This is a genomic window from Janthinobacterium sp. GMG1 (genome assembly GCF_034427795.1).
Lineage (GTDB): Bacteria > Pseudomonadota > Gammaproteobacteria > Burkholderiales > Burkholderiaceae_D > Janthinobacterium.
On sequence record NZ_JAXQNT010000020.1, the window covers coordinates 1 to 21786 of the forward strand.

Below are 21786 nucleotides of genomic sequence, written 5' to 3' on the forward strand. Positions count from 1 at the left end.
GCGCGGCCAAGCAAACAGCAAAGAATGGGGTCAGCTCCCTCGCGCGTTGGCGTCGCATCTGGCGTTCGCGGCATCGAGGGACTGACTCTGGCTGTTGTTGGGTTTTATCGACTCACTTCTTCCCAGCTCACGCCAAACTTCGTCAGGTATTTTTTCAACCTGTCGGCGTCATTTGGCTTGGCCTTCGCATCACGCGATATGGCATACAGCTTGCGGCCCGCATCGGACAAAGTGTTCGATTGCTGGCATACCTGAATTACCGATCTCAGCTGCAGCGCATCAAACAGGTCGAGCTGCGCGGCCTCCTGCTCCCCCATGATCCCTGGCAGATCCACTTCCACACTATCGCTTCGTCCGCCATGATGCTGCCACATCCGGTTCAAGCGCTTGATTTCCTCGTCGACCACGTCATCCGTGATGCGTCCCGCTTCCGACAAGGTGGCCAAGCGCGTGACAGCGGCGGATAGATCGCGGAAATTGCCTTTCCAGGCGGCCGATGGCGAGGTGGCAAAGCGCATGAAGCGTTCGCGCGCCTCCTTGTTGAAGCGCACTCTTTCCCCCGTTTCGGCACTGTATTGTGCCAGCAGGTATTCCAGGTTCGGCTCGATGTCTTCGGGGCGCTGCGCCAGGCCCGGTAATTCGTACGTCCACAGATTAATGCGCGCATACAGGTCTTCCCGAAAGCGGCCGGCCGCGACTTCTTTGCCCAGGTCGCGGTTGGTGCCGGCGATCAGCTGGAAGTCGCTCTGCACCTCCGTATCGGCACCGACGGGGAAGAAGCGCTTTTCTTCAATGGCTTTCAGCAGCATCGCCTGTTCATCGAGCCCCAGTTCACCGATTTCATCGAGAAACAGCAAGCCCTTGTGCGCACTGCGCAGCAAGCCCGGCCGATCTGAGCCTGCCCCCGTGAAGGAGCCCTTGATATGGCCGAACAGGGTGGAGGCCGCGCCATCGCCATGCAGGGTGGCGCAATTGAGGTCGATGAATTTGCCATCGATCTGGTGGCGCGATTTTTTCAGTTCATACACGCGGCGCGCGAGGAAGGATTTGCCGGCGCCGGTAGGTCCCATCAGCAGCATGGGGGCTTTGGATTTGATGGCGACGCGCTCGATTTCATCGATCATGCCGTTGAAGCGGGTATTGCGCGTAGCGATGCCGGACTTCAGGAAGGCCACGCCTTCGGCCTGCTCGTGCGTAAAACGCTGGGCGATCTGGTCGTAGCGCGACAGATCGAGGTCGATCAATGCGTAGCTGCCAGGATTGCCGGTGGCCTGGCGCTTCGGCGGCGACGTTTGCACGAGGCGGCCAGGAAAATAGCGTGCTTCCGTCATCAGGAACATGCAGATTTGCACCACGTGGCTGCCGGTGGTGATGTGGATCCAATAGTCTTCCTTGTCCGGATCGAAGGGATAGCTGTTGGCAAAATCATAGAGCGCGCCATACACATTCTCGAAGTCCCAGGCATCGCTGATGGGCAGTTCATGGGCGATCAGCCTGGTTTCAGGCGAGACGCTGGCAATATCCTGCGACACCTGGCGTACCAGGTTGTCGAACTGGCTGCCCGCGTACAGCAACTCGAAGCGGTCGATGATCTTGTCCTCGTGCTGGGTCAGGGCGATGCTGGGGCGCCACTTTTCCCAGCGTGCCGCTCCCCTGCCATTGTCGAGCTGCGTGCCGAGAAAACCGATGACGACGGTGCGTTTTGCTTGCATATATGAGATAAATATTTATCTAAAAAGATAATTGTATTCTAAATCGCAATGACAGGGATATTTTCGATGCAAAGCATGTATTAGAATATTGTTTAATAAAATCAATGGGTTATGTTTATTTTTGATGAGATATTGAAAGCTGGCACAGCGCTTGCAATAGAGGAGATAGCAACGAGATAAACGTAGAGAGCAGAGAGGAACGAAAAATGGCCAACACCCAGTTATTCCAGAACGCGCAACAGACCGGAACCGTGCCAACGGCCCTGGCACGCAATGCCGAAGGCGCGCCAGCCTACGCGCTGACGCCCCGGCATCAGCTGGCGCAATATGCGGCCACCGGCTGCCTGAACACGACGTTTTATGCCAGTGCCGAAGCGCAACTGGCACACGTACTCGAGTTGTGCCAGGCGGTCGAGCCGGCCTTCATCGCGCAGACGGCCGTGTACTGCCGCGAACGGGGCTACATGAAAGACATGCCGGCCCTGCTGGTGGCCGTGCTGGCGGGGCAGGGCGCTGCAGAGTTCGCGCCGGCCTTCCAGCGTGTGATTAACAACGGCAAGATGCTGCGTAACTTCGTGCAGATCATGCGCTCGGGCGCAGTGGGCCGCAAGTCGCTGGGATCGCGTCCGAAAAAGCTGGTACAGGCATGGCTGAACGGCGCTTCGGAACAGGCTTTGCTGGCCGCCGCCGTCGGTAACGCGCCATCGCTGGCCGACGTGGTGAAGATGGTGCATCCGAAACCGCAGGAAGCGTGGCGCGCGGCCTTCTTTGCCTGGCTGATCGGCAAGCCGTACGATGCCAAGGCACTGCCGTCTGCGCTGGCCGCGTTCGAGGCGTACAAGGCAGACCCGGCGCAAGCGATACCGGAGGTGCCATTCCAAATGCTGACGGCGCTGCCCTTGAGCGCGCAGGATTGGGCGCAGATCGCGACCCAGGGCAGCTGGCAGATGGTGCGCATGAATCTGAATACCTTTGGCCGCCATGGCGTGTATGCGATAGCCGGGATGCCTGAGCTGATTGCGGCCAAGCTGCGCGATCCCGAGGCGATTGGCCGGGCAAGGGTGTTTCCGTACCAGCTGATGTCGGCTTACATCGCGGCCGGCGAGAACGTGCCGGCCATCGTGCGCGATGCGCTGGAGCAGGCGCTGGAAATATCGCTGCTGAACGTGCCGCGGATCGCGGGCAAGGTGGTGGTATGTCCTGACGTTTCCGGCTCGATGTCTTCGCCCGTCAGCGGTTTTCGCGGCAGCGCCACGTCGAGCGTGCGCTGCATCGATGTGGCGGCGCTTGTGGCGGCGGCCATGCTGCGCAAGAACCCGGATGCCACGGTGCTTCCGTTCGAGCATAGCGTGGTGCAGTGCGGTCTCGATGCGCATGGTAGCGTGATGGCCAACGCGGCCAGGCTGGCGGCCATCGGCGGCGGCGGCACCAATTGCAGCGCACCGCTGCTGCGCATGAACAGCAAGAAGGAGCTGGCGGACCTGGTGATTTATGTGTCCGATAACGAATCGTGGATCGATGCCAAACGCAGCGGCGCCACGGCGACGATGGGACAGTGGAATGTCTTCAAGCAGCGCAATCCGCAGGCAAAGCTGGTGTGCATCGATATTTCGCCGCATGCCACCACGCAGGCAATGGAGCGCGAGGATATCCTGAACATCGGCGGTTTTTCCGATGACGTCTTCAAGATCATCGCCGCCTTTGCTTCCGGCCAGCTGGACCCCGCTCACTGGGCGGGAGAAATTGCCGCCATCGATATGGCGCCAGGTTGTTGAAGTAAAGTGCATGAATGCGGACAAGACTACATAACAGACGTCTTGTCCAACCTTGTCATGCGCTGCAGTGCCCCGAATGCCGACAGGATTACATCGATCAGCCGCGTCAAACCGGCCTGCCAGGTGCAGTGAGCCTGGCAGAAAATCCTGTCCCACCTTGTCGGGTTGTCCTACTGATTAAAATACAAGATGAGAGAAGCGATGAAGAAAGAAGAATACGAAGTCCTGCATACCGAAGGCAGCCGTCCCGTGAAAATGTGGACCCGTGGCGTGCCTGTCGAAGAAGCGGCCAAAAAACAATTGCGCAACACGGCGACCCTGCCATTCATTTACAAGCACATCGCCGTCATGCCCGACGTCCACCTGGGTAAAGGCTCGACCATCGGCAGCGTGATCCCCACCCTGGGCGCCGTGATTCCGGCGGCCGTGGGCGTGGACATCGGTTGCGGCATGATGGCGGCGAAAACCACGCTGACGGCGAATGATCTGCCCGATAATCTTGGGCCGCTGCGCAGCGCCATCGAACGCGCCATTCCGCATGGGATGTCGCCGAAGACGCGCGGCCACCGTGGCCGCGATGAGGGTTCCTGGCATACGCCGCCTTCCGTGGTCGATGCCGCGTGGCTGCAATTGAAGGACGAATTCGATGCGATCTGCCTGAAGACGCCGAAGCTGAAGAACACGAATAATTATCGTCACCTGGGGACTTTGGGCAGCGGTAACCATTTCATTGAAGTCTGCCTCGATGAACAGGGTGCCGTATGGTTCATGTTGCATTCCGGTTCGCGCGGCGTGGGTAATGCCATCGGCATGCATTTCATCGAACTGGCCAAGCAGGATATGCGCACCCACTTCATCAACTTGCCCGACCAGGATCTGGCTTACCTGGCCGAAGGCACGCAGCATTACGACGATTACGTGGAAGCGGTGGGCTGGGCGCAGCGGTTTGCGCGCAACAACCGTGAAGTGATGATGCAGAACCTGATCGCAGCCGTGCGCACGGTCATCCATAAACCGTTCCAGACGCACGTGGAAGCCGTTAACTGCCATCATAACTATGTGCAGAAGGAGCACCACTTTGGCAAGGACGTGCTGGTCACGCGCAAGGGTGCCGTGTCGGCCCGCGCCGGCGAACTGGGGATCATTCCCGGTTCCATGGGCGCGAAGAGTTTTATCGTGCGCGGCAAGGGCAATGCGGAGAGTTTCCATAGCTGCAGCCACGGTGCGGGACGCACCATGAGCCGCACGGAAGCGAAGCGGCGCTTCAGCCTGGACGACCAGATCCGCGCCACGCAAGGCGTGGAATGCCGCAAGGATGAAAACGTGATCGATGAAATTCCGATGGCCTACAAGGATATCGATGCGGTGATGCTGGCGCAGCGCGAACTGGTTGATGTCGTGCATATCCTGAAGCAGGTCGTCTGCGTCAAAGGTTAACAGAGAGAGAAAAGAAATGATAGAAATTGATGGAGCGCAAGGCGAAGGCGGCGGACAGATTTTGCGCTCGGCGCTAAGCCTTTCGATGATTACGGGGCATCCATTCCGGCTGACGAATATCCGCGCGGGGCGGGAAAAGCCCGGCTTGCTGCGCCAGCATCTGCTGGCCGTGCAGGCGGCAGCCGCCATTTGCGGGGCGCGCACGACGCCGGTGGCGCTGCGCGCAGCGAGCCTGGAATTCGCGCCTGGCCCCATTCGCGGCGGCGATTACCGCTTTGCCATCGGCAGCGCCGGTAGTTGCACTCTGGTATTACAAACCTTGCTGCCGGCCCTGCTGCATGCGGATGGGCCATCCACCGTGCGCATCAGTGGTGGCACGCACAATGCCATGGCGCCGTCCGTCCATTTTTTGCAGCGTGCGTACGGCCGTGTCCTGGAACAGATGGGCGCCGAGATGGAGATTACGCTGCAACGCTATGGCTTTCATCCTGCCGGCGGCGGCGAGGTGATGGCCACCGTGCAACCGTGCCAGCGCCTGCGGCCCATCGCGTTGCTGCAGCGCGGTGAACGGAAGGCAGGGTATGCGGAAAGCGTGGTAGCGGGCGTGCATGTGCAGGTGGCGCACCGCGAACTCGAGCGTGTCGCCAGCGTCATGGGCTGGAGCGGCAAGCAGCTGCACCTTGTCGGCTTGCCGGCGGAGCAGGGACCGGGCAATGTCCTGCTGTTGACGCTCGAGCATGAGCATGTCACGGAAGTGTTTACTTCTTTTGGCGAAAAGTCCTTGCTGGCCGAATCGGTGGCCAAGCGCCTGTTGAACGAGGTGCGCGCCTATCTCAAGACGGATGCGGCCGTCGGCGAGCACCTGGCCGACCAGCTCTTGCTGCCGATGGCGCTGGCCGGTGGCGGTAGCTTCAGTTGCAACAAGGTGTCGCAGCATGCGCTGACGAATGCGGAAGTGATTGCCCGATTTTTGCCCGTGCGCATCACTTTCGAGCAGCAGGAGCGGGGCAGCATCTGCACGGTGACCGCCGCCTGACGCGCGTGGTGACACAACTACGTGTTGCAGCTGTTCCAAATTGATACATGGGCGGCCGGATGTGGGGCATATGTGCATGGCATGGCATTTGCTCTTCTTGGATATTGACTAAAAAACCAAGGAGACCAGCATGACCTATTCCATTCGTACCCTGCTCGGCGTGGCGGCCGCCGGCGCCGTTGCCCTCACCTCCCTGCTGACCTTGCCGCATGCCTATGCGCACGGCAATGTCACGCCACAAGGCGTCGACACCACGGGCTTGCCCAAGGTGGGCGACAAGTGGCTCGAACAAAACCCGTATCGGGGCAACAAGCTGGCCTTGACGGTGGGCACCTCGGCCTACAACCAGAATTGCGCCCGCTGCCACGGCATTGAAGCCATCTCGGGCGGCATTGCGCCGGACTTGCGCCAGTTGGACCGCGATTGTTTCGGTATCAAGAATGAGACAAAGAAACAGGCATGCTACAAGGAGACGGACAATTACTACCTGACCACCATCCGCCACGGTAAAGTACGCAATGGCGCCGTGTACATGCCGCCGTTCGAAGGCGTGTTCAACCAGGAAGCCATGTGGGCCATCAAGACCTATCTGGAAACCCGCCGCGAATCTAATTAAGTCGAATTGATCACGAAGGAGTCCCATGCGTTCATTTCAACTCCGGGGTGCGAGCGCGATGATCTCGCTCGCTTGCCTGGCGCTGTGCGCAGCCGCGCCGGCGCGCGCCGACTGGCAAAAAGTGCAGCAGTCGGGCAGCCTGAAAGTGGCTGTGTACAACGAGTTCGCGCCATTTTCCGACAAGGGGGCGGGCATCGATATCGACATCGCCGAAGCGCTGGCGAAAAAGCTGGGCTTGAAACTGAGCTTGCTGCCATTTCCCGCCGGCGAAAACCTGAACGACGATTTGCGCAATATGGTTTGGAAGGGGCATTACCTCGGTTATGGTCCCGCCGATGTGATGCTGCATGTGCCGGTCGACAAGAAGTTGATGGCGGATAACGACAAGGTCGAGATATTCGCGCCATACTACGTGGAAACCGTGCGCCTGGCGCGCAGTGCGCAAGCCGTGCCGCAATTCGATGGCGTCGCTTCGCTGGCTGGCAAGCGCATCGGCGTGGAAAAGGTCTCGATCGCGGCCATGCTGATGCTGGGTGAAGACAATGGCAAGTACCGCGACGATGTGCGTATTTTCGACACGGCTGCCGAAGCCTTGCAGCAATTGCAGGCGGGTCAGCTCGACGCCGTGCTGGCCAACCGTTCGGAAATCGAATCGGTGCTGAAAAGTGATCCCGCTTTCCCCATGAGCGAAGTGGCGTTCGCCCGCTTGCCGCGTGCTGGCTGGGCCGTTGGCCTTGCCGTCAGCCGTCAGCAGCTCGACGTGGCGAAATTGCTGCAGGCAGCCATGAACGAGATGGCGGCCAGCGGCGAATTAAAAACCATCTTTGAGAAATATGGCGTGAAGGAAGCGCGGCCTTGAAGTAGCTTGCTTGAGTTTACAAGCCCGCGCATCGGAAGACGCGCGGGCTTTTTCATGAGAACGCCTGAAAAATGTTCAGGGCAATGCAACGCCGCCATGGACTTTTTCTCAGGTGTTCTTAAAAGGAGTATTGGGCGCTGACACCTAGCAACCAATTGCGTCCCGGCGCCGCTTCATAGTAGCGCTTGTTGCTGTCGCCGACGATGACGGAACCCACGTAGGTCTTGTCGAAAAGATTGTTCAGGCGGGCAAATTCCTTGAAGCGCCAATTACCCACGTTTTGTTTGGCGTTGAAGCGCGCATTGAACACCGTATAGCCGGGTGCCGGTTTTTCGATGTTGCTGTCTTCCGCGTAGACCTGATTGCTTGCCACGCTTTCCAGCGCCGCGCCAAAGCGGTCGAACGTGTCTTTCCAGGCCAGTTCCGCGAACAGGTTGGCGCTGGGCACGCCCGGCAAGCGGCTGCCTTCGCGCACGCTGCCAAACGCCTGGTCATACACGGCGTGCAGGCTGGTGAGGGCCACTTTTGTCGTGAAGCCATACGGCAGGTTCGAATCCAGCGACACTTCCATGCCCTGGCGCAAGGTTTTACCCGCATTGCGATAGCTGGTGCGCCCGCCGCTGGACTTGTCGACCACCAGTTCGTCGCTGGTCTTGATCTGGAACACGGCCGCGTTCACGTGGGTGTTGTTATTGATCCTGGCCTTGATACCCGCTTCCAGGTTGGTGCTGGTGGCCGGTTTCAAGTTGAAATTGAAGCCGCCGGCCGTGCCCGAGTAAAACAGTTCGTTCAGGGTAGGCGCCTCGAAGCCGCGCGCGGCGCTGGCGTAGACGTTGACGTTCGGCGTCAGTTTGTACAGCAGGCCCAGCACCGGCGTCGTATGGCTGAACTCGAGGCTGCCACTGTCGTCACCATTGCTGAGATAGTGGTCATCGACCGCCACTTTCATCTTGCTGTAGCGCAAACCTGCGCTGAGCAGCCATGGGCCGCTTTGCCATTCCGCCTGGATATAGGGATCGAGGCTGGAGACGACATTCTGCTCGTCGCGGCGCAGCTTGCCTTTTACGCCAAACGTGTTGCCGATGTAATTTTCATAGCCCGTGCGGTCATCGCTGGAGCGGCCATAGTCGATGCCGATGGTCGTGCTCAGCTTGCCGCCAGCCAGCTGGTTCACATGCAGCCAGTTGGTGTCGATGCCGTAGAACTCACGCTGGAAGTCGACCACGCCGCCTGAATGGCTGGGCGGCGCCTGGAAGCCTTTGGTAAAAGCCTGGTACTGGATCACGTCGCGGTTGCCGCCATATACCATCACATGCAGGCGGTCATCGCCGAACGATTGTTCATAGGTGGCGCCGATTTGCTGGTGGTCGATGCTCTTGCGCGTGTTGTAGCGTTCGGCCAAGGTGCGCTTCGGGTTTTGCGTATCGCTCGCATCGATTTCACCGGCGCGCGGATCGGCGGCAAACGTGGCCCAGGTGGCGCCCAGCGGATCTTGCGTGTTGCCCTGATGCAAGCTATTGGCGACGATGGTCAGCTTGCTGTCCGCCGTGGGCTTGACGGTGATCTTGCCGAAAGCCTGTTCGCGCGTGGCGGCGCTGTGGTCGCGGAAGCCATCCGTACGGAAGCGCGAACCGTCGAGCACGTAGCCGATGCCGCCTGCCTGACCCTGCGCCGACAGATCCACCTTGCTGGTGCCATAGCTGCCGCCGGTCACGTTCAGCTCCACGGACGGGGGATTTTGCCCATCCCTGGAAAACAGCTGGATCACGCCGCCCGAGTGGTTGCCGTAGATGGCGGAAAACGGTCCGCGCAGCACTTCGATGCGCTCGGCCGTATCGAGGTTGAAGGTGGCGGCCTGACCCTGGCCGTCCGGCATGCTGGCAGGAATGCCATCGCTGATCAGCTTGACGCCGCGCACGCCAAAGGCCGAGCGTGCGCCGAAGCCGCGCGACGAGATTTGCAAGTCTTGCGCGTAGTTCTGGCGGTTTTGCACGACCAGCCCCGGCACGGCGGCCAGCGCTTCTGACGCGTTGACGCGGATTTGCCCATCCTGGATGCGGGCGCTGTCGACCACGTCGATGGACGCAGGCACTTCCTGGCTGGGGTGGGCGATGCGGCTGCCGCTGACGACCACCGTATCCATCAGTTGCCCGTTGGCCGGGTCAGCTGCCTCGGCGGCAAAGACGTGGGGGGCCAGGGTGGCGCTGCCGGCGACAAACAGGCTGGCGATTGTGTTCAGGCGGAAACGATGCTGCATGCGGATTCTCCAATGTGAATAAAAGCCTGCTTGAGCGCGTGAGCGCCACAGGTCTGCATAGTTGTATCAAGCAATATGCCTGCCATGTCTCCATTGGTGGGCGGAAATTATACGCGTGTCAGTGGCACGGCGTTTGCATACAGCAATGTTCAGATGCGCCGATGCAGCGCGCTTTTCCTGTGTTTTCCCATTGAAAAGGTGATTATGCCCAACTTCTTCTCGCGCTTGCGCCAGGTGTGCTGGCTGCTGCCGGCGCTCGCCAGCACCGCCGTCCAAGCCGCTCCCTTTGCCTATGTTCCCAATGAAAAGTCGGGCACCTTGAGCGTGATCGATACGGCCACCGACCAGGTCGTGCGCCAGATCGTGGCGGGCAAGCGTCCGCGCGGTATCGCCGCCGACCCCAGCGGGCGGCAATTGTTTGTCACGGACGCAGCCAGCAGCGCCTTGCTGCTGATCGATAACACTGGCGGCGCGCCCGTGCGCACGGTGGCGCTGGGCAAGTCGCCCGAAGGCGTCAGCGCCTCGCAAGATGGTAGTCATGTGGCCGTGGCCGTCGAGGAAAACAATAGCGTGGCCTTGCTCGACGGCCATACGGGTAGCTTGCTCGCCGACATCAAGGTGCAGGGACGCAATCCGGAACACGCCGTCTTCAGCCCCGATGGGCGCTGGCTGCTGGTCAGCGCGGAAGAGGCCGAGCAAGTCGATGTCATCGATGTGGCACAACGCCGCCAGGTGGCGTCCATCGCCGTGGGACTGCGTCCGCGCGGCATCGGCTTCAGTCCGGACTCGGGCCGCGCCTATGTGGCGTGCGAACTGGTCAATGCCGTGTATGTGATCGACATGGCCGCGCGCAAGGCGATTGCCACCATTCCAGCTGGCAAGAATGCGAATGGTATCGCCGTCCACCCCAGCGGCAGGCAGGTGTATGTCTCGAATGGCATCGACGGCACGGTGATGGTGATCGATACGGCCAGCAACCAGGTGACGGCCACCATTCCCGTCGGCAAGCGCCCGTGGAACATGGCCCTCACGCCCGATGGTGCCAAGCTGTACGTGGCCAATGGCCGTTCGAACAGCGTTTCCGTCATCGACACGGCCAGCGCGCAGAAGGTGGCCGATATTACCGTGGGTGAATTGCCATGGGGCGTGGTGATTCGTTGATGCCTTGGTGGCACTGGCGCAGGTGTTCCAGTCTGGTACACCTGTTCCATTGTGCAGCGGCGACGGAGCGGTGCAGCAGGGCTGGCGCGGATTGGAACAGGACGGCGCCACCTTGTTCAAAACGCGCACACACCCACGCCTGCCTTCTTGCCCGGGGCGTGCGCTGAAAAGCGCGCCGGTATTGACGCCACGCCCTTGCAACAAGGGTAAAACCGGCTAAGTTTGTAGTGGGATGGCGAGCTGGCACGGCATTTGCGGAAGACTCCGTGTACTCACCCCATCTGTACCAGGACGTTTGATTTTAATTAAGTAATTCCATTCTAATTAACCCGATAGAGGACGACATGAATCTCGCAGACATCAGCAAACTGGGCGTAGCCAATCCCTTCAAACAACGCTATGACAATTACATCGGCGGCAAATTCGTTGCACCAGTAAAAGGTGAATACTTTCCCAACATTACGCCGATCACGGGCTTGCCGTTTTGCGAAATTTCCCGTTCCACGGCCGAAGACGTCGAGCTGGCGCTGGACGCCGCGCATGCCGCCAAGGATGCCTGGGGCAAGACTTCGCCTGCCGAGCGCGCCAATATCCTGAACCGCATCGCCGACCGCATCGAACAGAACCTGAGCCTGATCGCCACGGCGGAAACCATCGACAACGGCAAGCCGATCCGCGAAACGATGAATGCCGACATTCCGCTGGCCATCGACCATTTCCGTTACTTCGCCGGCTGCATCCGCGCGCAGGAAGGTTCCGTTGCGCAAATCGATGCGGAAACCTATGCCTATCACTACCATGAGCCGCTGGGTGTCGTGGGGCAGATCATCCCGTGGAATTTCCCGATTCTGATGGCCGTCTGGAAACTGGCGCCAGCCCTGGCCGCCGGCAATTGCGTCGTCTTGAAACCGGCCGAGCAAACCCCCGCTTCCATCATGGTGTTGATCGAACTGATCGGTGATCTGCTGCCGCCGGGCGTGCTGAATATCATCAACGGTTTCGGCCTGGAAGCGGGCAAGCCGTTGGCGTCGAGCAAGCGCATCGCCAAGATCGCCTTTACGGGCGAAACGGGCACGGGCCGCCTGATCATGGGTTACGCCGCGCAAAACCTGATTCCCGTCACCCTGGAGCTGGGCGGCAAGTCGCCGAACATCTTCTTTGAAGACGTGATGGATGCCGACGACGAGTATTTCGACAAGTGCCTGGAAGGCTTCACCATGTTTGCGCTGAACCAGGGCGAGGTGTGCACCTGCCCATCGCGCGTGCTGATCCAGGAATCGATCTACGAGAAATTCATCGAACGGGCCCTGAAGCGCGTGGCCGCGATCAAGCAGGGCAATCCGCTCGACTCGTCCACCATGATCGGTGCGCAGGCGTCGCAGGAGCAGCTGGAAAAAATCCTGTCCTACCTCGACATCGGCCGCCAGGAAGGCGCGGAAGTGCTGGCCGGCGGCGAACGCAACACGCAGGCGGGCGACCTGGAGGGCGGCTACTACGTGCGTCCGACCGTGTTCAAGGGCAATAACAAGATGCGCATCTTCCAGGAAGAGATTTTCGGGCCGGTCGTGTCCGTGACCACCTTCAAGGATGAGGCTGAAGCGCTGGCGATCGCCAACGATACCTTGTACGGCCTGGGTGCCGGCTTGTGGACGCGCGACGGTTCGCGCGCCTTCCGCATGGGACGCGCCATCCAGGCGGGCCGCGTGTGGACCAATTGCTACCACCTGTATCCAGCCCACGCCGCGTTCGGTGGCTACAAGCAGTCGGGTATCGGCCGTGAAAACCACAAGATGATGCTCGACCACTACCAGCAAACGAAGAACTTGCTCGTGAGCTATAGCCCGAAAGCGCTGGGCTTCTTCTAAACCGGTACACGCGCCGCGCCTGCAACCGGGGCGCGGCGCGCAGAAAGGGATGCCATGAGTGCAGCAATCGCCCGGGTGGTCGCCACCGATGCGGCGCTGGAAATGATGGACAAGTTGCGCCAGCGTCACGGCCCGCTGATGTTTTTCCAGTCGGGCGGCTGCTGCGATGGCAGCGCGCCCATGTGCTACGCGCTGGGCGAGTTCGATGTCAGCGACACCGACATTTATCTCGGCAATTTGAATGGCACACCGTTTTACATGGGACTCGAGCAATTCGAGTACTGGGAGCATACCCAGTTGATTATCGATGTGGTCGATGGCAATGGCGGCATGTTTTCACTCGACAACGGCACGGGCAAGCGCTTTTTGACGCGCTCGCGCCTGTTCACCGATGAAGAGTGCGCGCTGTTGCATGCCCAGCCGCATGAGCACCGCAAGACCTGATACACACACATACTAATAAAACAGAGGGAGATGATTGTGCAGAAAAAAATCATGGGGATCGTCGTCGGTTTGAGTGTCGCCTCGTTGGTTCAGGCGGCCGACGTGGGCAATGTCACGAATGCCATGCTCGACAGCACGGCGAAGAATCCGGCCAGTGTCCTGTCGTTTGGCATGGGCACGCAAGGCCAGCGCTATTCGCCGTTGACGCAAATCAATGACAAGACCGTGGCCAAGCTGGTGCCGGCCTGGTCGTTCTCGTTTGGCGGCGAAAAACAGCGGGGCCAGGAATCGCAGCCGCTAATTCATAACGGCAAGATGTTCGTCACGGCCTCGTATTCGCGCATCTTTGCCGTCGACTTGAAAACGGGCGCCAAGCTGTGGAAGTATGAGCACCGCTTGCCGGACGGCATCATGCCATGCTGCGACGTGGTCAACCGTGGTGCCGCCCTGTATGGCAACCTGGTGATTTTCGGCACGCTCGACGCCTATCTGGTGGCGCTGGACCAGAACACGGGCAAGATCGTCTGGAAGGAAAAGGTCGATGATTATGCGGCAGGCTACTCGATGACGGCCGCACCGCTGATCGCCGAAGGCTTGCTGCTGACGGGCGTGTCGGGCGGCGAATTCGGCATCGTCGGCCGGGTCGAGGCGCGCAACCCGATGACGGGCGACCTGGTGTGGAGCCGGCCGACGGTAGAGGGCCATATGGGCCACCGCTACGACAAGGATGGCAAGGCCATCGATAACGGCATTTCGGGAACGGTGAACAAGACCTGGCCGGGCGACTTGTGGAAAACGGGCGGCGCCTCGACGTGGATGGGCGGCACTTACGATCCGCAAACCAAGCTGGCGTATTTCGGCACCGGCAACCCGGCGCCGTGGAACAGCCACTTGCGTCCCGGCGACAACCTGTACTCGTCGTCCACCGTGGCGCTGGACGTGAAAACGGGGCAGATCAAGTGGGCGTATCAAAACACGCCGAACGATGCCTGGGATTTCGATGGCGCCAACGAATTCGTTACCTTCGACATGGATGGCAAACGCTACGGCGGCAAGGCCGACCGCAACGGTTTCTTTTATGTGATCGACGCCAGCACGGGCAAGCTGCAGAACGCCTTTCCGTTTGTGAAGAAAATCACCTGGGCCAGCAGCATCGACCTGAAGACGGGCCGGCCGAACTACATCGCCGCCGGCCGTCCTGGCGACCCGACCAAGGGAGAGGAGGGCAAGAAGGGCACGACCGTGTTTGCCGCGCCCGCTTTCCTCGGCGCCAAAAACCAGATGCCGATGGCGTACTCGCCGCAAACCAAGCTGTTCTATGTGCCGGCGAACGAATGGGGCATGGACATCTGGAACGAGCCGATCAGCTACAAGAAGGGCGGCGCTTTCCTCGGTGCCGGTTTTACCATCAAGCCCCTGTTTGACGACTACATCGGCGCCATGCGCGCCGTCGATCCGAAGACGGGCAAGATCGTCTGGGAAATCAAGAACAACGCGCCGCTGTGGGGCGGCGTGATGAGCACGGCCGGCAACCTGGTGTTCTACGGCACGCCGGAAGGTTTCCTGAAAGCCGTCGACGCGAAGACGGGCAAGGAGCTGTGGAAATTCCAGACGGGCTCCGGTGTCGTGGCGCCGCCCGTCACCTGGCAGGATGGCGACACGCAATATGTGGCCGTCGTATCCGGCTGGGGTGGCGCGGTGCCGCTGTGGGGCGGCGAAGTGGCGAAGAAAGTCAACTTCCTGGAGCAGGGCGGTTCCGTGTGGGTCTTCAAGCTGGCATCGAAGTAACGGGGTGAAGCATCCGGGCCACTCGGATGGGTGTCTCCCTGTCCGCCGGGTGTTTTCTTTTTGCTGACGGCCCAGGCCGTCAGTTTTTTGTTTACCTGGATGCCCGATACGCATACTTGCGGTCAAAAAATGAACACTGTCAGTGGCGATTGATCCGCAGCTGCACATGTTAAACACATATTTTCTCTTTCTCCCTCTGAGCCGTGCTGGGCACGCTTATTGCCAAAGCTTGAGATACATCAATCATTGGTGTGCACACTAAAAACAGAGAAGAAAGAGGAGACGCAATGAACACATTGAGCAAGCTGGGGAGCCTGGGTGTCATGACAATCGCAGCGATGGGGCAGGCACAAGCCGTCGATATCAAGGCGGGCGACTGGACCGTGTCGGTGGGTGGCATCGTTAACGCCTATTACACGCAAGTGTCGTGTTCAGGCGATGCGGTGGGCGGGCTGGCGCTGGGCGGCCAGGCGCTCGGTTGCGGCGGCGAAAAGGACCGTACCACCATTGGCAACGGCTTGCTGCCGAATGGCTTGATCACTTCGGCAAGCTCGCGCCTGGGCGAGTACGACGTGAAAGCCTTGATCGGCATCTACAACTCGACGGCCACCGACAGCGCCATCAGCCAGAACAGCGTGGTCGATGTGCGTCAGGCCTTCTTTACGTTCGGCAATGAGCAGATGGGTACTTTCAAGCTGGGCCGCGACTACGGCATCTTCGGCGCGAACGCGATCCTGTCCGACATGACCTTGTTGGGCTCGGGCGCACCCGTGCAAGCGACGCAGCGGGGCAGGGTGACCCTGGGCCACATCGGCGCCGGTTATACCTATCTGGGCAACTATGGCCAGATCATGTACAGCACGCCGAAATCGGGTGGCTTTGGTGCCGACGTGGCGCTGGTCAGCCCCGTCTCCGATACGCCCATCGTGGCAGGCTCGACCTATTCCTCGAAGTCGAGTCCGCAAGTGCAGGCGCAAGTGACGTATGCGCAGGAAGGCTTGAAGGCGTGGCTGGGCGTGAAGTCGCAAAAATTCACGTCGAAAACGCCAGGTGTCGATGACCTGACCATGCGCGGCGTGGAAGTGGGCGGCTCATACCAGATGGGCCCGGCCGGCGTGCTGGTCAACTTCCAGGGCGGCAAAGGGCTCGGTATCTTGTCCGATGCAGACCAGGGCGACACCAAGTCGAAGAACTGGTTGCTGCAAGGCACGTATAAAACGACGGACAAGCTGAAGCTGGGCCTGTCTTACGGCATCAGCAAGAACGACGACAACACGGCCGGCACGGGCGGCTTGAAGTCGAACGCCAACCTGACCCTGGGCGCGTATTACTCGCTCAACAGCGCGATCACCCTGGTGGGCGAACTGGGCCAGACGCGCTCGAAAGGCTTTGCGGGCAGCGAAGCGAAGATGAATGGCGTGTCGCTGGGTGGCATCATTTTCTTCTAACTCATCAACGCGGCGCCTTGCAAGGGGCGCCGCACGGAGTTTAGTGCATGCGGATACTGCGGTTATTCATAGCCTGCTGGCTATTCCTGTTTATCCTGGGACAGGCGTGGGCGGGCGTGCTCACCAAGGCCGAGCTGGCACGGCGCTTTCCTGCTCCCATCATCGTCGGTGACAAGGAGGCCGACTTGCCCATCTGGCCCTTGTTCCGCCAAAACGCCACGGCCACGGAACTGGTTGGCTACGTGTTTGAGTCGGTGGACCTGGCATCAATTCCCGGCTTTTCCGGCGTGCCCGTCAATTTATTGATCGCCATCAATCCGCAGGGCAGTTTTCTGGATGTGTCTGTTCTATCGCAACATGAACCCGTGTTTCTCGATGGCTTGGGCGAAGCGCCCCTGTTTCAATTCGTCAAACAGTACCAGGGCTTGTCGCTGAAACAGAATATCGCCATCGATGCCAAGAAGAAACGCGCGCCAGATGCGAGCCATGCCGATATCGATGGCGTGTCGAAGGCGACGGCTTCCGTGCGCATCATCAACCAGAGCGTGCTGGCCTCGGCATTGAAAGTGTCGCGCAAAAAACTGGGGTTTGCGCAAGGCCGCGATCCGGACCAGATCGCCCGCATCCGCATGGAGCTATTCGAAAAACTCGGCGTGGCGCAGATGCTCGAACGGGGCTTGATCCAGCATGTGCGCCTGAGCAACAAGGATGTGGAGAGACTGTTTGCCGGTAGTCCCGAAGCCGGACTCGAACCGGAAGCTGCGCGCGATCCGGACGGCGTGTTCATCGACCTGTACCTGGCGTATGTGTCCGTGCCCACGGTGGGACGCAACCTGTTGACGGAACGCAGCTGGAACAAATTGCGCAACCGGCTAGACGAAGGTGACCACGCCATCCTCGTCATGTCGCGTGGGCGCTACAGCGTGCTGGGCGACGATTTCGTGCGCGGCACCGTGCCGGATCGTTTGTTGCTGAAGCAGGATGGCTTGCCCATCGACATGCGCGACCTGGACCTGGAATTGCGCCTGTCCGATACGGCTACGTTGCCGACGGAAAATATTGCCGTCTTGCGCATCATCAGTCAGGCGGGACTCGATGCGGCCAGTCCGCTGGCTTTTACCATGCCGATCACACGCAGCAAGGGCATCGTGTATCCGGAACGCATCGCGCGCAACGTCGATTTCAGCTACCGTTTGCCCGCTGATTTTTATATGACGCCGCAAGGCGACGATGCCACGTGGCGCGGCACGTGGAAGAGCCGCAAGGCTGAGTTGCTGCTCTTGCTCGCCGGGCTGGCGCTGCTGGCCGGCGCATTGGCATGGCAGAAACGCCTGGTGCGCGATGGCCGCCAATTTGCCTGGTTCCGCCGGCTGTTCCTGTTGTTTACCATCGGCTTTATTGGTTATTACGCGCAGGGGCAGTTATCGATTGTCAATATCACGGGCGCCCTCCAGGCGCTGCAGGCGGGGCGCACCCTGGGCTTCTTCCTGTTCGATCCGATGACGGTGATCCTGTGGGCTTTCGTGCTGCTCACGCTGTTTATCTGGGGGCGCGGCACGTTTTGCGGCTGGCTGTGTCCGTTTGGTGCGCTGCAGGAATTCATGGGCAAGCTGGGCCAGTGGCTGCGCTTGCCGCAGTGGAAGATCAAGCCGCGCCTGGACGGGCGCTTGAAATGGATCAAGTATGGCTTGCTGGCGGCCATACTTGGCAGCAGCATCTTTTCCAGCCAGGTCACGGACAAGCTGGTGGAACTGGAACCGTTCAAGACGGCCATTACCCTGAACTTCGTGCGCGCCTGGCCGTTTGTCGCGTATGCCATGGGCTTGCTGCTGCTGAGCAGTGTTTCCTACAAATTCTTTTGCCGCTACCTGTGCCCGTTTGGCGCGGCGCTGGCGCTGCTGGGACGGTTTCGCCTGTTCAACTGGATTCTGCGTCGCAGGGAATGCGGCACGCCATGCCAGACTTGCCGGCACCGTTGCGAGCATCACGCCATCGCGCCCAGCGGGAAAGTCGATTACGGCGAGTGTTTCCAATGCATGGATTGCGTGGTGATTTACGCCAGCGATGAAAAATGCGCACCCTTGATGCTGGAAATCAAGCGTGCCCGCACCATCCCGATTGTCCGGGCCACGGCAGAGGAGAGCAGCAATGCAGCGTAGAACCTTTATTTCCGCAGCGATAGGCAGCGTTGCCGGCATGGCGGGCTTGTCTTTGCCTGGCAGCATGGCGCGCGGCACGGCCACGGCGTCCGGCGTGCGCCCTTATCAAGGCGCCGCGCTGGCGTTTGGCACGACGATCGCCGTCACCGTGTTGCACCACGATCAGCGCCAGGCCGAGCTGGCCATTGAAGACGCCTTGCATGCGGCCAGGAATATCGACCGCCTGATGAGCATTTACAGTCCCGCCAGCCAAGTCTTCCAACTGAACCGCGACGGCCGCCTGGCCCGGCCGGACGCCCATTTACTGGCCGTGCTGGCGCAGGCGCAAGCCCTGTCGCAATGGAGCGATGGCGCGTTTGATATCACCGTGCAACCCTTATGGCAGCTGTTTCGCGCGGCGGCAGACGAGGTAAGCTTGCCGACGGACACATTGCGGCGCGAAGCGCAGGCGCGGGTAGGCTGGCGGCAACTGGCGTGGGATAGCCGGGAAGCGCGTTTTCTCCGACCCGGCATGGCGCTGACCTTGAATGGCCTGGCGCAAGGCTATGCGGCGGACATGGCGCTGGCAGCCGTGCAGGCACGCGGCATACGGCACGCGCTGCTCGACACGGGCGAGTTCGTTGCGCGGGGACAGCGTTCCGTGCGCCGTCCGTGGACCCTGGGCATCCAGGATCCGCGTGACGCAGAAATCCTGGCGGCCAGCTTAAAAGTGGAAGGGCGCAGCGTGGCCACGTCGGGCGATTACGAATGTACGTTCACGCCCGACTTCGCGCATCACCACATCTTCGACCCCGCGAAGGGCGATTCGCCGCGTGAATTGGCGAGCGTGACCGTGCTGGCGCCCACGGGCTTGCTGGCTGATGGCTTGTCCACGACCTTCATGGTGACGGGCGCGGCGCGTGCGCATGCCATGGCCACGCAAATGGAGGGCGTCGACCTGATGACCATCGACAAGCACGGCCGGCGCGAGATGTCGCCCGGCTTTTCCCGTCTACTCTAGGCTATTTCAGATGCGGTACTTTGCGATAGATCGTGTTGCGCGACACGCCCAGGGCTCGCGCCGTGGCCGAGACGTTGCCGCCGTGGGCATCGAGCGACTTGAGAATGACGCTTTGCTCCATTTCTTCCAGGTTGGCGCCGGCCGCGATCATGCGGTCCGTGCTGGCGCTGGCGGCAGTCGCTTGCGTCATCTCAATATCGTCGAGGAAATCATCAGGCATGTGGCGCAAACAGATTTCATGTTCATCGCCCGCCATGACGATGGCCGTGCGCAAGAGATTGGTCAGCTGGCGGAAATTGCCCGGCCATTTATGCTGATGGAACATGCGCAGGATGTCCGGCGCCACTGTGTAACGCGTGTCGGGCGCTTCCGTTGCGAGGATTTTTTTGACGACCGTGTCCAGGTCCGTGCGCTCGCGCAGCGGCGGCAGTTTTACCACCAGGCCATTCAGGCGGTAATACAAGTCTTCGCGAAACAGTCCCTTGGCCATGCGTTCGCGCAAGTTGTGATTCGTGGCGCAAATGAGTTCCACATTCACTGTGATCGATTTGCTGCTGCCCAAGGGCGTGACCATGCGTTCCTGTAACACGCGCAACAGCCGCGCCTGCAAGCCGAAGGGCATGTCGCCGATTTCGTCGAGGAACAGGGTGCCGCCATTGGCTTGCAATATCTTGCCGATCGCCCCTTTCTTGCGCGCGCCCGTAAATGCCCCGTCTTCATAGCCGAACAGTTCGGATTCGATCAGGGTTTCCGGAATGGAGGCGCAGTTGACGGCGATAAACGGTCCCATGGCACGCGGTGAATCGTTGTGGATGGCTTGCGCCAGCAATTCCTTGCCCGTGCCCGTTTCGCCCATGACGAGGATGGGAATATCGCGTCCCAATACCTTGTTGACCTTTTCGATCACGAGTTCCAGCTGCGGGTCGCCCGTGCGCAAATAGCGCAAGCCGGACAGGCGGCGCGCCGCGTTGGCCGCATGGCTGGCCGACGCGGGAACCTGGGCCGGAACGGCGTTGATGTCGCTATGATCGGTGCTGGCAGTAAAGCCGTGCTGGAAGACGCTATTGGACAGGCGCAACTGTGCGCGCCCGTACACGCGCACGCCGCTGTGCATGCACAGGTTCAGCAAACCCGGTGCGGCCGTGCGGTAATGGTCGTACAGGGCGGACACAGGCAAGCCGAACAGGGAGCTGAACGTATGTGATTGCAGCGCGGCAAATGACAGGCCCAACTGGAACAAGCCATTCTTGTTGGCGGATAAAAACCGGCCACCCGGCGTGAACGACGCGATGCCTTCCATCAAGGTACCGATGAATTCCGGGCGCGCATGGAAGTGCACGGTGATGGCGTCTTCGAAGGTGGCGGAAAACAGCTGGTTTTCGATCATCAGCGCCGACATGCGCACGAGGGCCATCGTATGCTTGTGGAAACTGCGTTGGTCGCTGGACACGTCCAGCACGCCGATGACATTGCCTCGGTGGTCGGTAATGGGGGCGGCGGAGCACGTCAGGAAATGATTAGCGGCCAGGTAATGCTGGTCCGCATGGACCAACGTCGGCACTTTCTCCGTGATGGCCGTGCCGATGGCATTCGTGCCGCGGCTTTGTTCCGACCATGCCACGCCTGGCTGCAGGGCCACCCGGTTGGCCTTCTCCAGGAAATCATCGTCGCCCAGCGAATGCACGATGACGCCGTTGGCATCCGTCAAGATCACCATATTGTGCGTATTGACGATTTGCTGGTACAGGGTTTCCATCGCCGGCAGCGCGTGCGTGTGCAGCATGCGGTTTTGCTCGATCAGCAAGGAGAGGTCGGATTTGCCGGCAGGCGTAAAGTCGGGCGTGGCCGTGGGTGACAGGCCAAAGGCGACAGAACGCTGATGGGAAGTTTCAATGATGACGGGGACGTTGTCCTGTCCTGCCGGCAAAATGTTCGCGTCCGCGATGGACGAAAACGGTGCGCTACGGTAAGTAGCTGACGGTTGATACATGATCTCGTTGCCTCCGTTGGGCCCTGTACTGCGGCGCTCTTTTGAATATCGAGAGTGTTCCATAATGTAGCACCTGTCACAGATGGGAGCAAAGCAAAGCGAACCGGGCTATCCCCAGTGTTGCTGCCAGGCCCAGAGTTGCCCCCCTTCAGTGGACAGTGCATAGGGTTGTATAAGCAAGTGCGGTGCCAGGCCCATGGCATCTGATCTGGCACAAAAAATAGCCCTTGCGGGGCGCG

At 60.3% G+C, this 21786-nt stretch carries 15 protein-coding genes; 12 read left to right on the plus strand and 3 right to left on the minus strand.

What is annotated here, in order from left to right; all coding sequences use genetic code 11:
* Positions 1-104: 104 nt before the first annotated feature.
* The gene (rtcR, locus tag SJI03_RS28425; RefSeq protein ID WP_322429404.1) at positions 105-1712 is read right to left on the minus strand and encodes an RNA repair transcriptional activator RtcR; all 1608 of its coding nucleotides are present in this window, start codon (positions 1710-1712) and stop codon (positions 105-107) included.
* Positions 1713-1918: 206 nt separating this feature from the next.
* On the opposite strand from rtcR, the gene SJI03_RS28430 reads away from it, so the two are divergent.
* From SJI03_RS28430 to SJI03_RS28450, 5 genes are all read left to right on the plus strand, one after another.
* On the plus strand, positions 1919-3487 hold the full coding sequence (locus SJI03_RS28430) for an RNA-binding protein (protein ID WP_322429405.1): 1569 nt from the start codon (positions 1919-1921) through the stop codon (positions 3485-3487).
* Positions 3488-3688: 201 nt separating this feature from the next.
* A complete protein-coding gene (locus SJI03_RS28435; protein WP_322429406.1) occupies positions 3689-4924 on the plus strand; it encodes an RtcB family protein in 1236 nt (411 codons plus the stop codon).
* A 16-nt stretch (positions 4925-4940) separates the two neighbouring features.
* On the plus strand, positions 4941-5960 hold the full coding sequence (gene rtcA / locus SJI03_RS28440) for an RNA 3'-terminal phosphate cyclase (RefSeq protein WP_322429407.1): 1020 nt from the start codon (positions 4941-4943) through the stop codon (positions 5958-5960).
* A 130-nt stretch (positions 5961-6090) separates the two neighbouring features.
* Positions 6091-6576 (plus strand): cytochrome c-550 PedF, encoded by a 486-nt coding sequence (gene pedF, locus SJI03_RS28445; protein WP_035824926.1) that lies wholly within the window; start codon positions 6091-6093, stop codon positions 6574-6576.
* 25 nt (positions 6577-6601) lie between these two features.
* Complete coding sequence (locus SJI03_RS28450) at positions 6602-7435, plus strand: transporter substrate-binding domain-containing protein (protein WP_322429408.1); 834 nt, start codon at positions 6602-6604, stop codon at positions 7433-7435.
* 118 nt (positions 7436-7553) lie between these two features.
* Here the strand turns inward: SJI03_RS28450 and SJI03_RS28455 are convergent, their stop codons facing one another.
* The gene (locus tag SJI03_RS28455) at positions 7554-9692 is read right to left on the minus strand and encodes a TonB-dependent receptor (protein WP_322429409.1); all 2139 of its coding nucleotides are present in this window, start codon (positions 9690-9692) and stop codon (positions 7554-7556) included.
* Between the two features lie 204 nt (positions 9693-9896).
* Here SJI03_RS28455 and SJI03_RS28460 point away from each other — a divergent pair, with 204 nt between their 5' ends.
* The 7 genes from SJI03_RS28460 to SJI03_RS28490 all read left to right on the plus strand — a co-directional run bounded on the left by SJI03_RS28460 (position 9897) and on the right by SJI03_RS28490 (position 19557).
* Positions 9897-10853, plus strand: coding sequence for a beta-propeller fold lactonase family protein (locus SJI03_RS28460; RefSeq protein ID WP_322429410.1), 957 nt, complete (start codon positions 9897-9899; stop codon positions 10851-10853).
* Between the two features lie 344 nt (positions 10854-11197).
* Positions 11198-12718 carry an aldehyde dehydrogenase gene (adh, locus tag SJI03_RS28465; RefSeq protein ID WP_322429411.1) on the plus strand — a complete coding sequence of 507 codons (1521 nt, stop codon included), beginning with the start codon at positions 11198-11200 and terminating at the stop codon, positions 12716-12718.
* Positions 12719-12772: 54 nt separating this feature from the next.
* Entirely contained in the window at positions 12773-13162 is a 390-nt protein-coding gene (locus tag SJI03_RS28470) for a DUF779 domain-containing protein (protein WP_034756816.1), read from the plus strand.
* 51 nt (positions 13163-13213) lie between these two features.
* Positions 13214-14950: a PQQ-dependent methanol/ethanol family dehydrogenase gene (locus SJI03_RS28475; protein ID WP_322429412.1), complete on the plus strand. Its 1737-nt coding sequence runs from the start codon at positions 13214-13216 to the stop codon at positions 14948-14950.
* Positions 14951-15237: 287 nt separating this feature from the next.
* A complete protein-coding gene (locus SJI03_RS28480; protein ID WP_233516385.1) occupies positions 15238-16398 on the plus strand; it encodes a porin in 1161 nt (386 codons plus the stop codon).
* Positions 16399-16445: 47 nt separating this feature from the next.
* Positions 16446-18557: a 4Fe-4S binding protein gene (locus SJI03_RS28485; RefSeq protein ID WP_322429413.1), complete on the plus strand. Its 2112-nt coding sequence runs from the start codon at positions 16446-16448 to the stop codon at positions 18555-18557.
* A complete protein-coding gene (locus SJI03_RS28490; RefSeq protein WP_322429414.1) occupies positions 18547-19557 on the plus strand; it encodes an FAD:protein FMN transferase in 1011 nt (336 codons plus the stop codon). Before SJI03_RS28485 ends, SJI03_RS28490 begins: the two co-directional genes overlap by 11 nt.
* A gap of 1 nt (position 19558) precedes the next feature.
* On the opposite strand, the gene SJI03_RS28495 is transcribed toward SJI03_RS28490, so the two are convergent.
* Complete coding sequence (locus SJI03_RS28495; RefSeq protein ID WP_233516386.1) at positions 19559-21547, minus strand: sigma-54-dependent Fis family transcriptional regulator; 1989 nt, start codon at positions 21545-21547, stop codon at positions 19559-19561.
* Positions 21548-21786: the final 239 nt, after the last annotated feature.

Excerpts from the sequence above, each read along its gene's own strand:
- rtcR (WP_322429404.1), bottom strand. The coding sequence starts at position 1,712 with ATGCAAGCAAAACGCACCGTCGTCATCGGTTTTCTCGGCACGCAGCTC.
- SJI03_RS28430 (WP_322429405.1), top strand. The coding sequence starts at position 1,919 with ATGGCCAACACCCAGTTATTCCAGAACGCGCAACAGACCGGAACCGTG.
- SJI03_RS28435 (WP_322429406.1), top strand. The coding sequence starts at position 3,689 with ATGAAGAAAGAAGAATACGAAGTCCTGCATACCGAAGGCAGCCGTCCC.
- rtcA (WP_322429407.1), top strand. The coding sequence starts at position 4,941 with ATGATAGAAATTGATGGAGCGCAAGGCGAAGGCGGCGGACAGATTTTG.
- pedF (WP_035824926.1), top strand. The coding sequence starts at position 6,091 with ATGACCTATTCCATTCGTACCCTGCTCGGCGTGGCGGCCGCCGGCGCC.
- SJI03_RS28450 (WP_322429408.1), top strand. The coding sequence starts at position 6,602 with ATGCGTTCATTTCAACTCCGGGGTGCGAGCGCGATGATCTCGCTCGCT.
- SJI03_RS28455 (WP_322429409.1), bottom strand. The coding sequence starts at position 9,692 with ATGCAGCATCGTTTCCGCCTGAACACAATCGCCAGCCTGTTTGTCGCC.
- SJI03_RS28460 (WP_322429410.1), top strand. The coding sequence starts at position 9,897 with ATGCCCAACTTCTTCTCGCGCTTGCGCCAGGTGTGCTGGCTGCTGCCG.
- adh (WP_322429411.1), top strand. The coding sequence starts at position 11,198 with ATGAATCTCGCAGACATCAGCAAACTGGGCGTAGCCAATCCCTTCAAA.
- SJI03_RS28470 (WP_034756816.1), top strand. The coding sequence starts at position 12,773 with ATGAGTGCAGCAATCGCCCGGGTGGTCGCCACCGATGCGGCGCTGGAA.
- SJI03_RS28475 (WP_322429412.1), top strand. The coding sequence starts at position 13,214 with ATGGGGATCGTCGTCGGTTTGAGTGTCGCCTCGTTGGTTCAGGCGGCC.
- SJI03_RS28480 (WP_233516385.1), top strand. The coding sequence starts at position 15,238 with ATGAACACATTGAGCAAGCTGGGGAGCCTGGGTGTCATGACAATCGCA.
- SJI03_RS28485 (WP_322429413.1), top strand. The coding sequence starts at position 16,446 with ATGCGGATACTGCGGTTATTCATAGCCTGCTGGCTATTCCTGTTTATC.
- SJI03_RS28490 (WP_322429414.1), top strand. The coding sequence starts at position 18,547 with ATGCAGCGTAGAACCTTTATTTCCGCAGCGATAGGCAGCGTTGCCGGC.
- SJI03_RS28495 (WP_233516386.1), bottom strand. The coding sequence starts at position 21,547 with ATGTATCAACCGTCAGCTACTTACCGTAGCGCACCGTTTTCGTCCATC.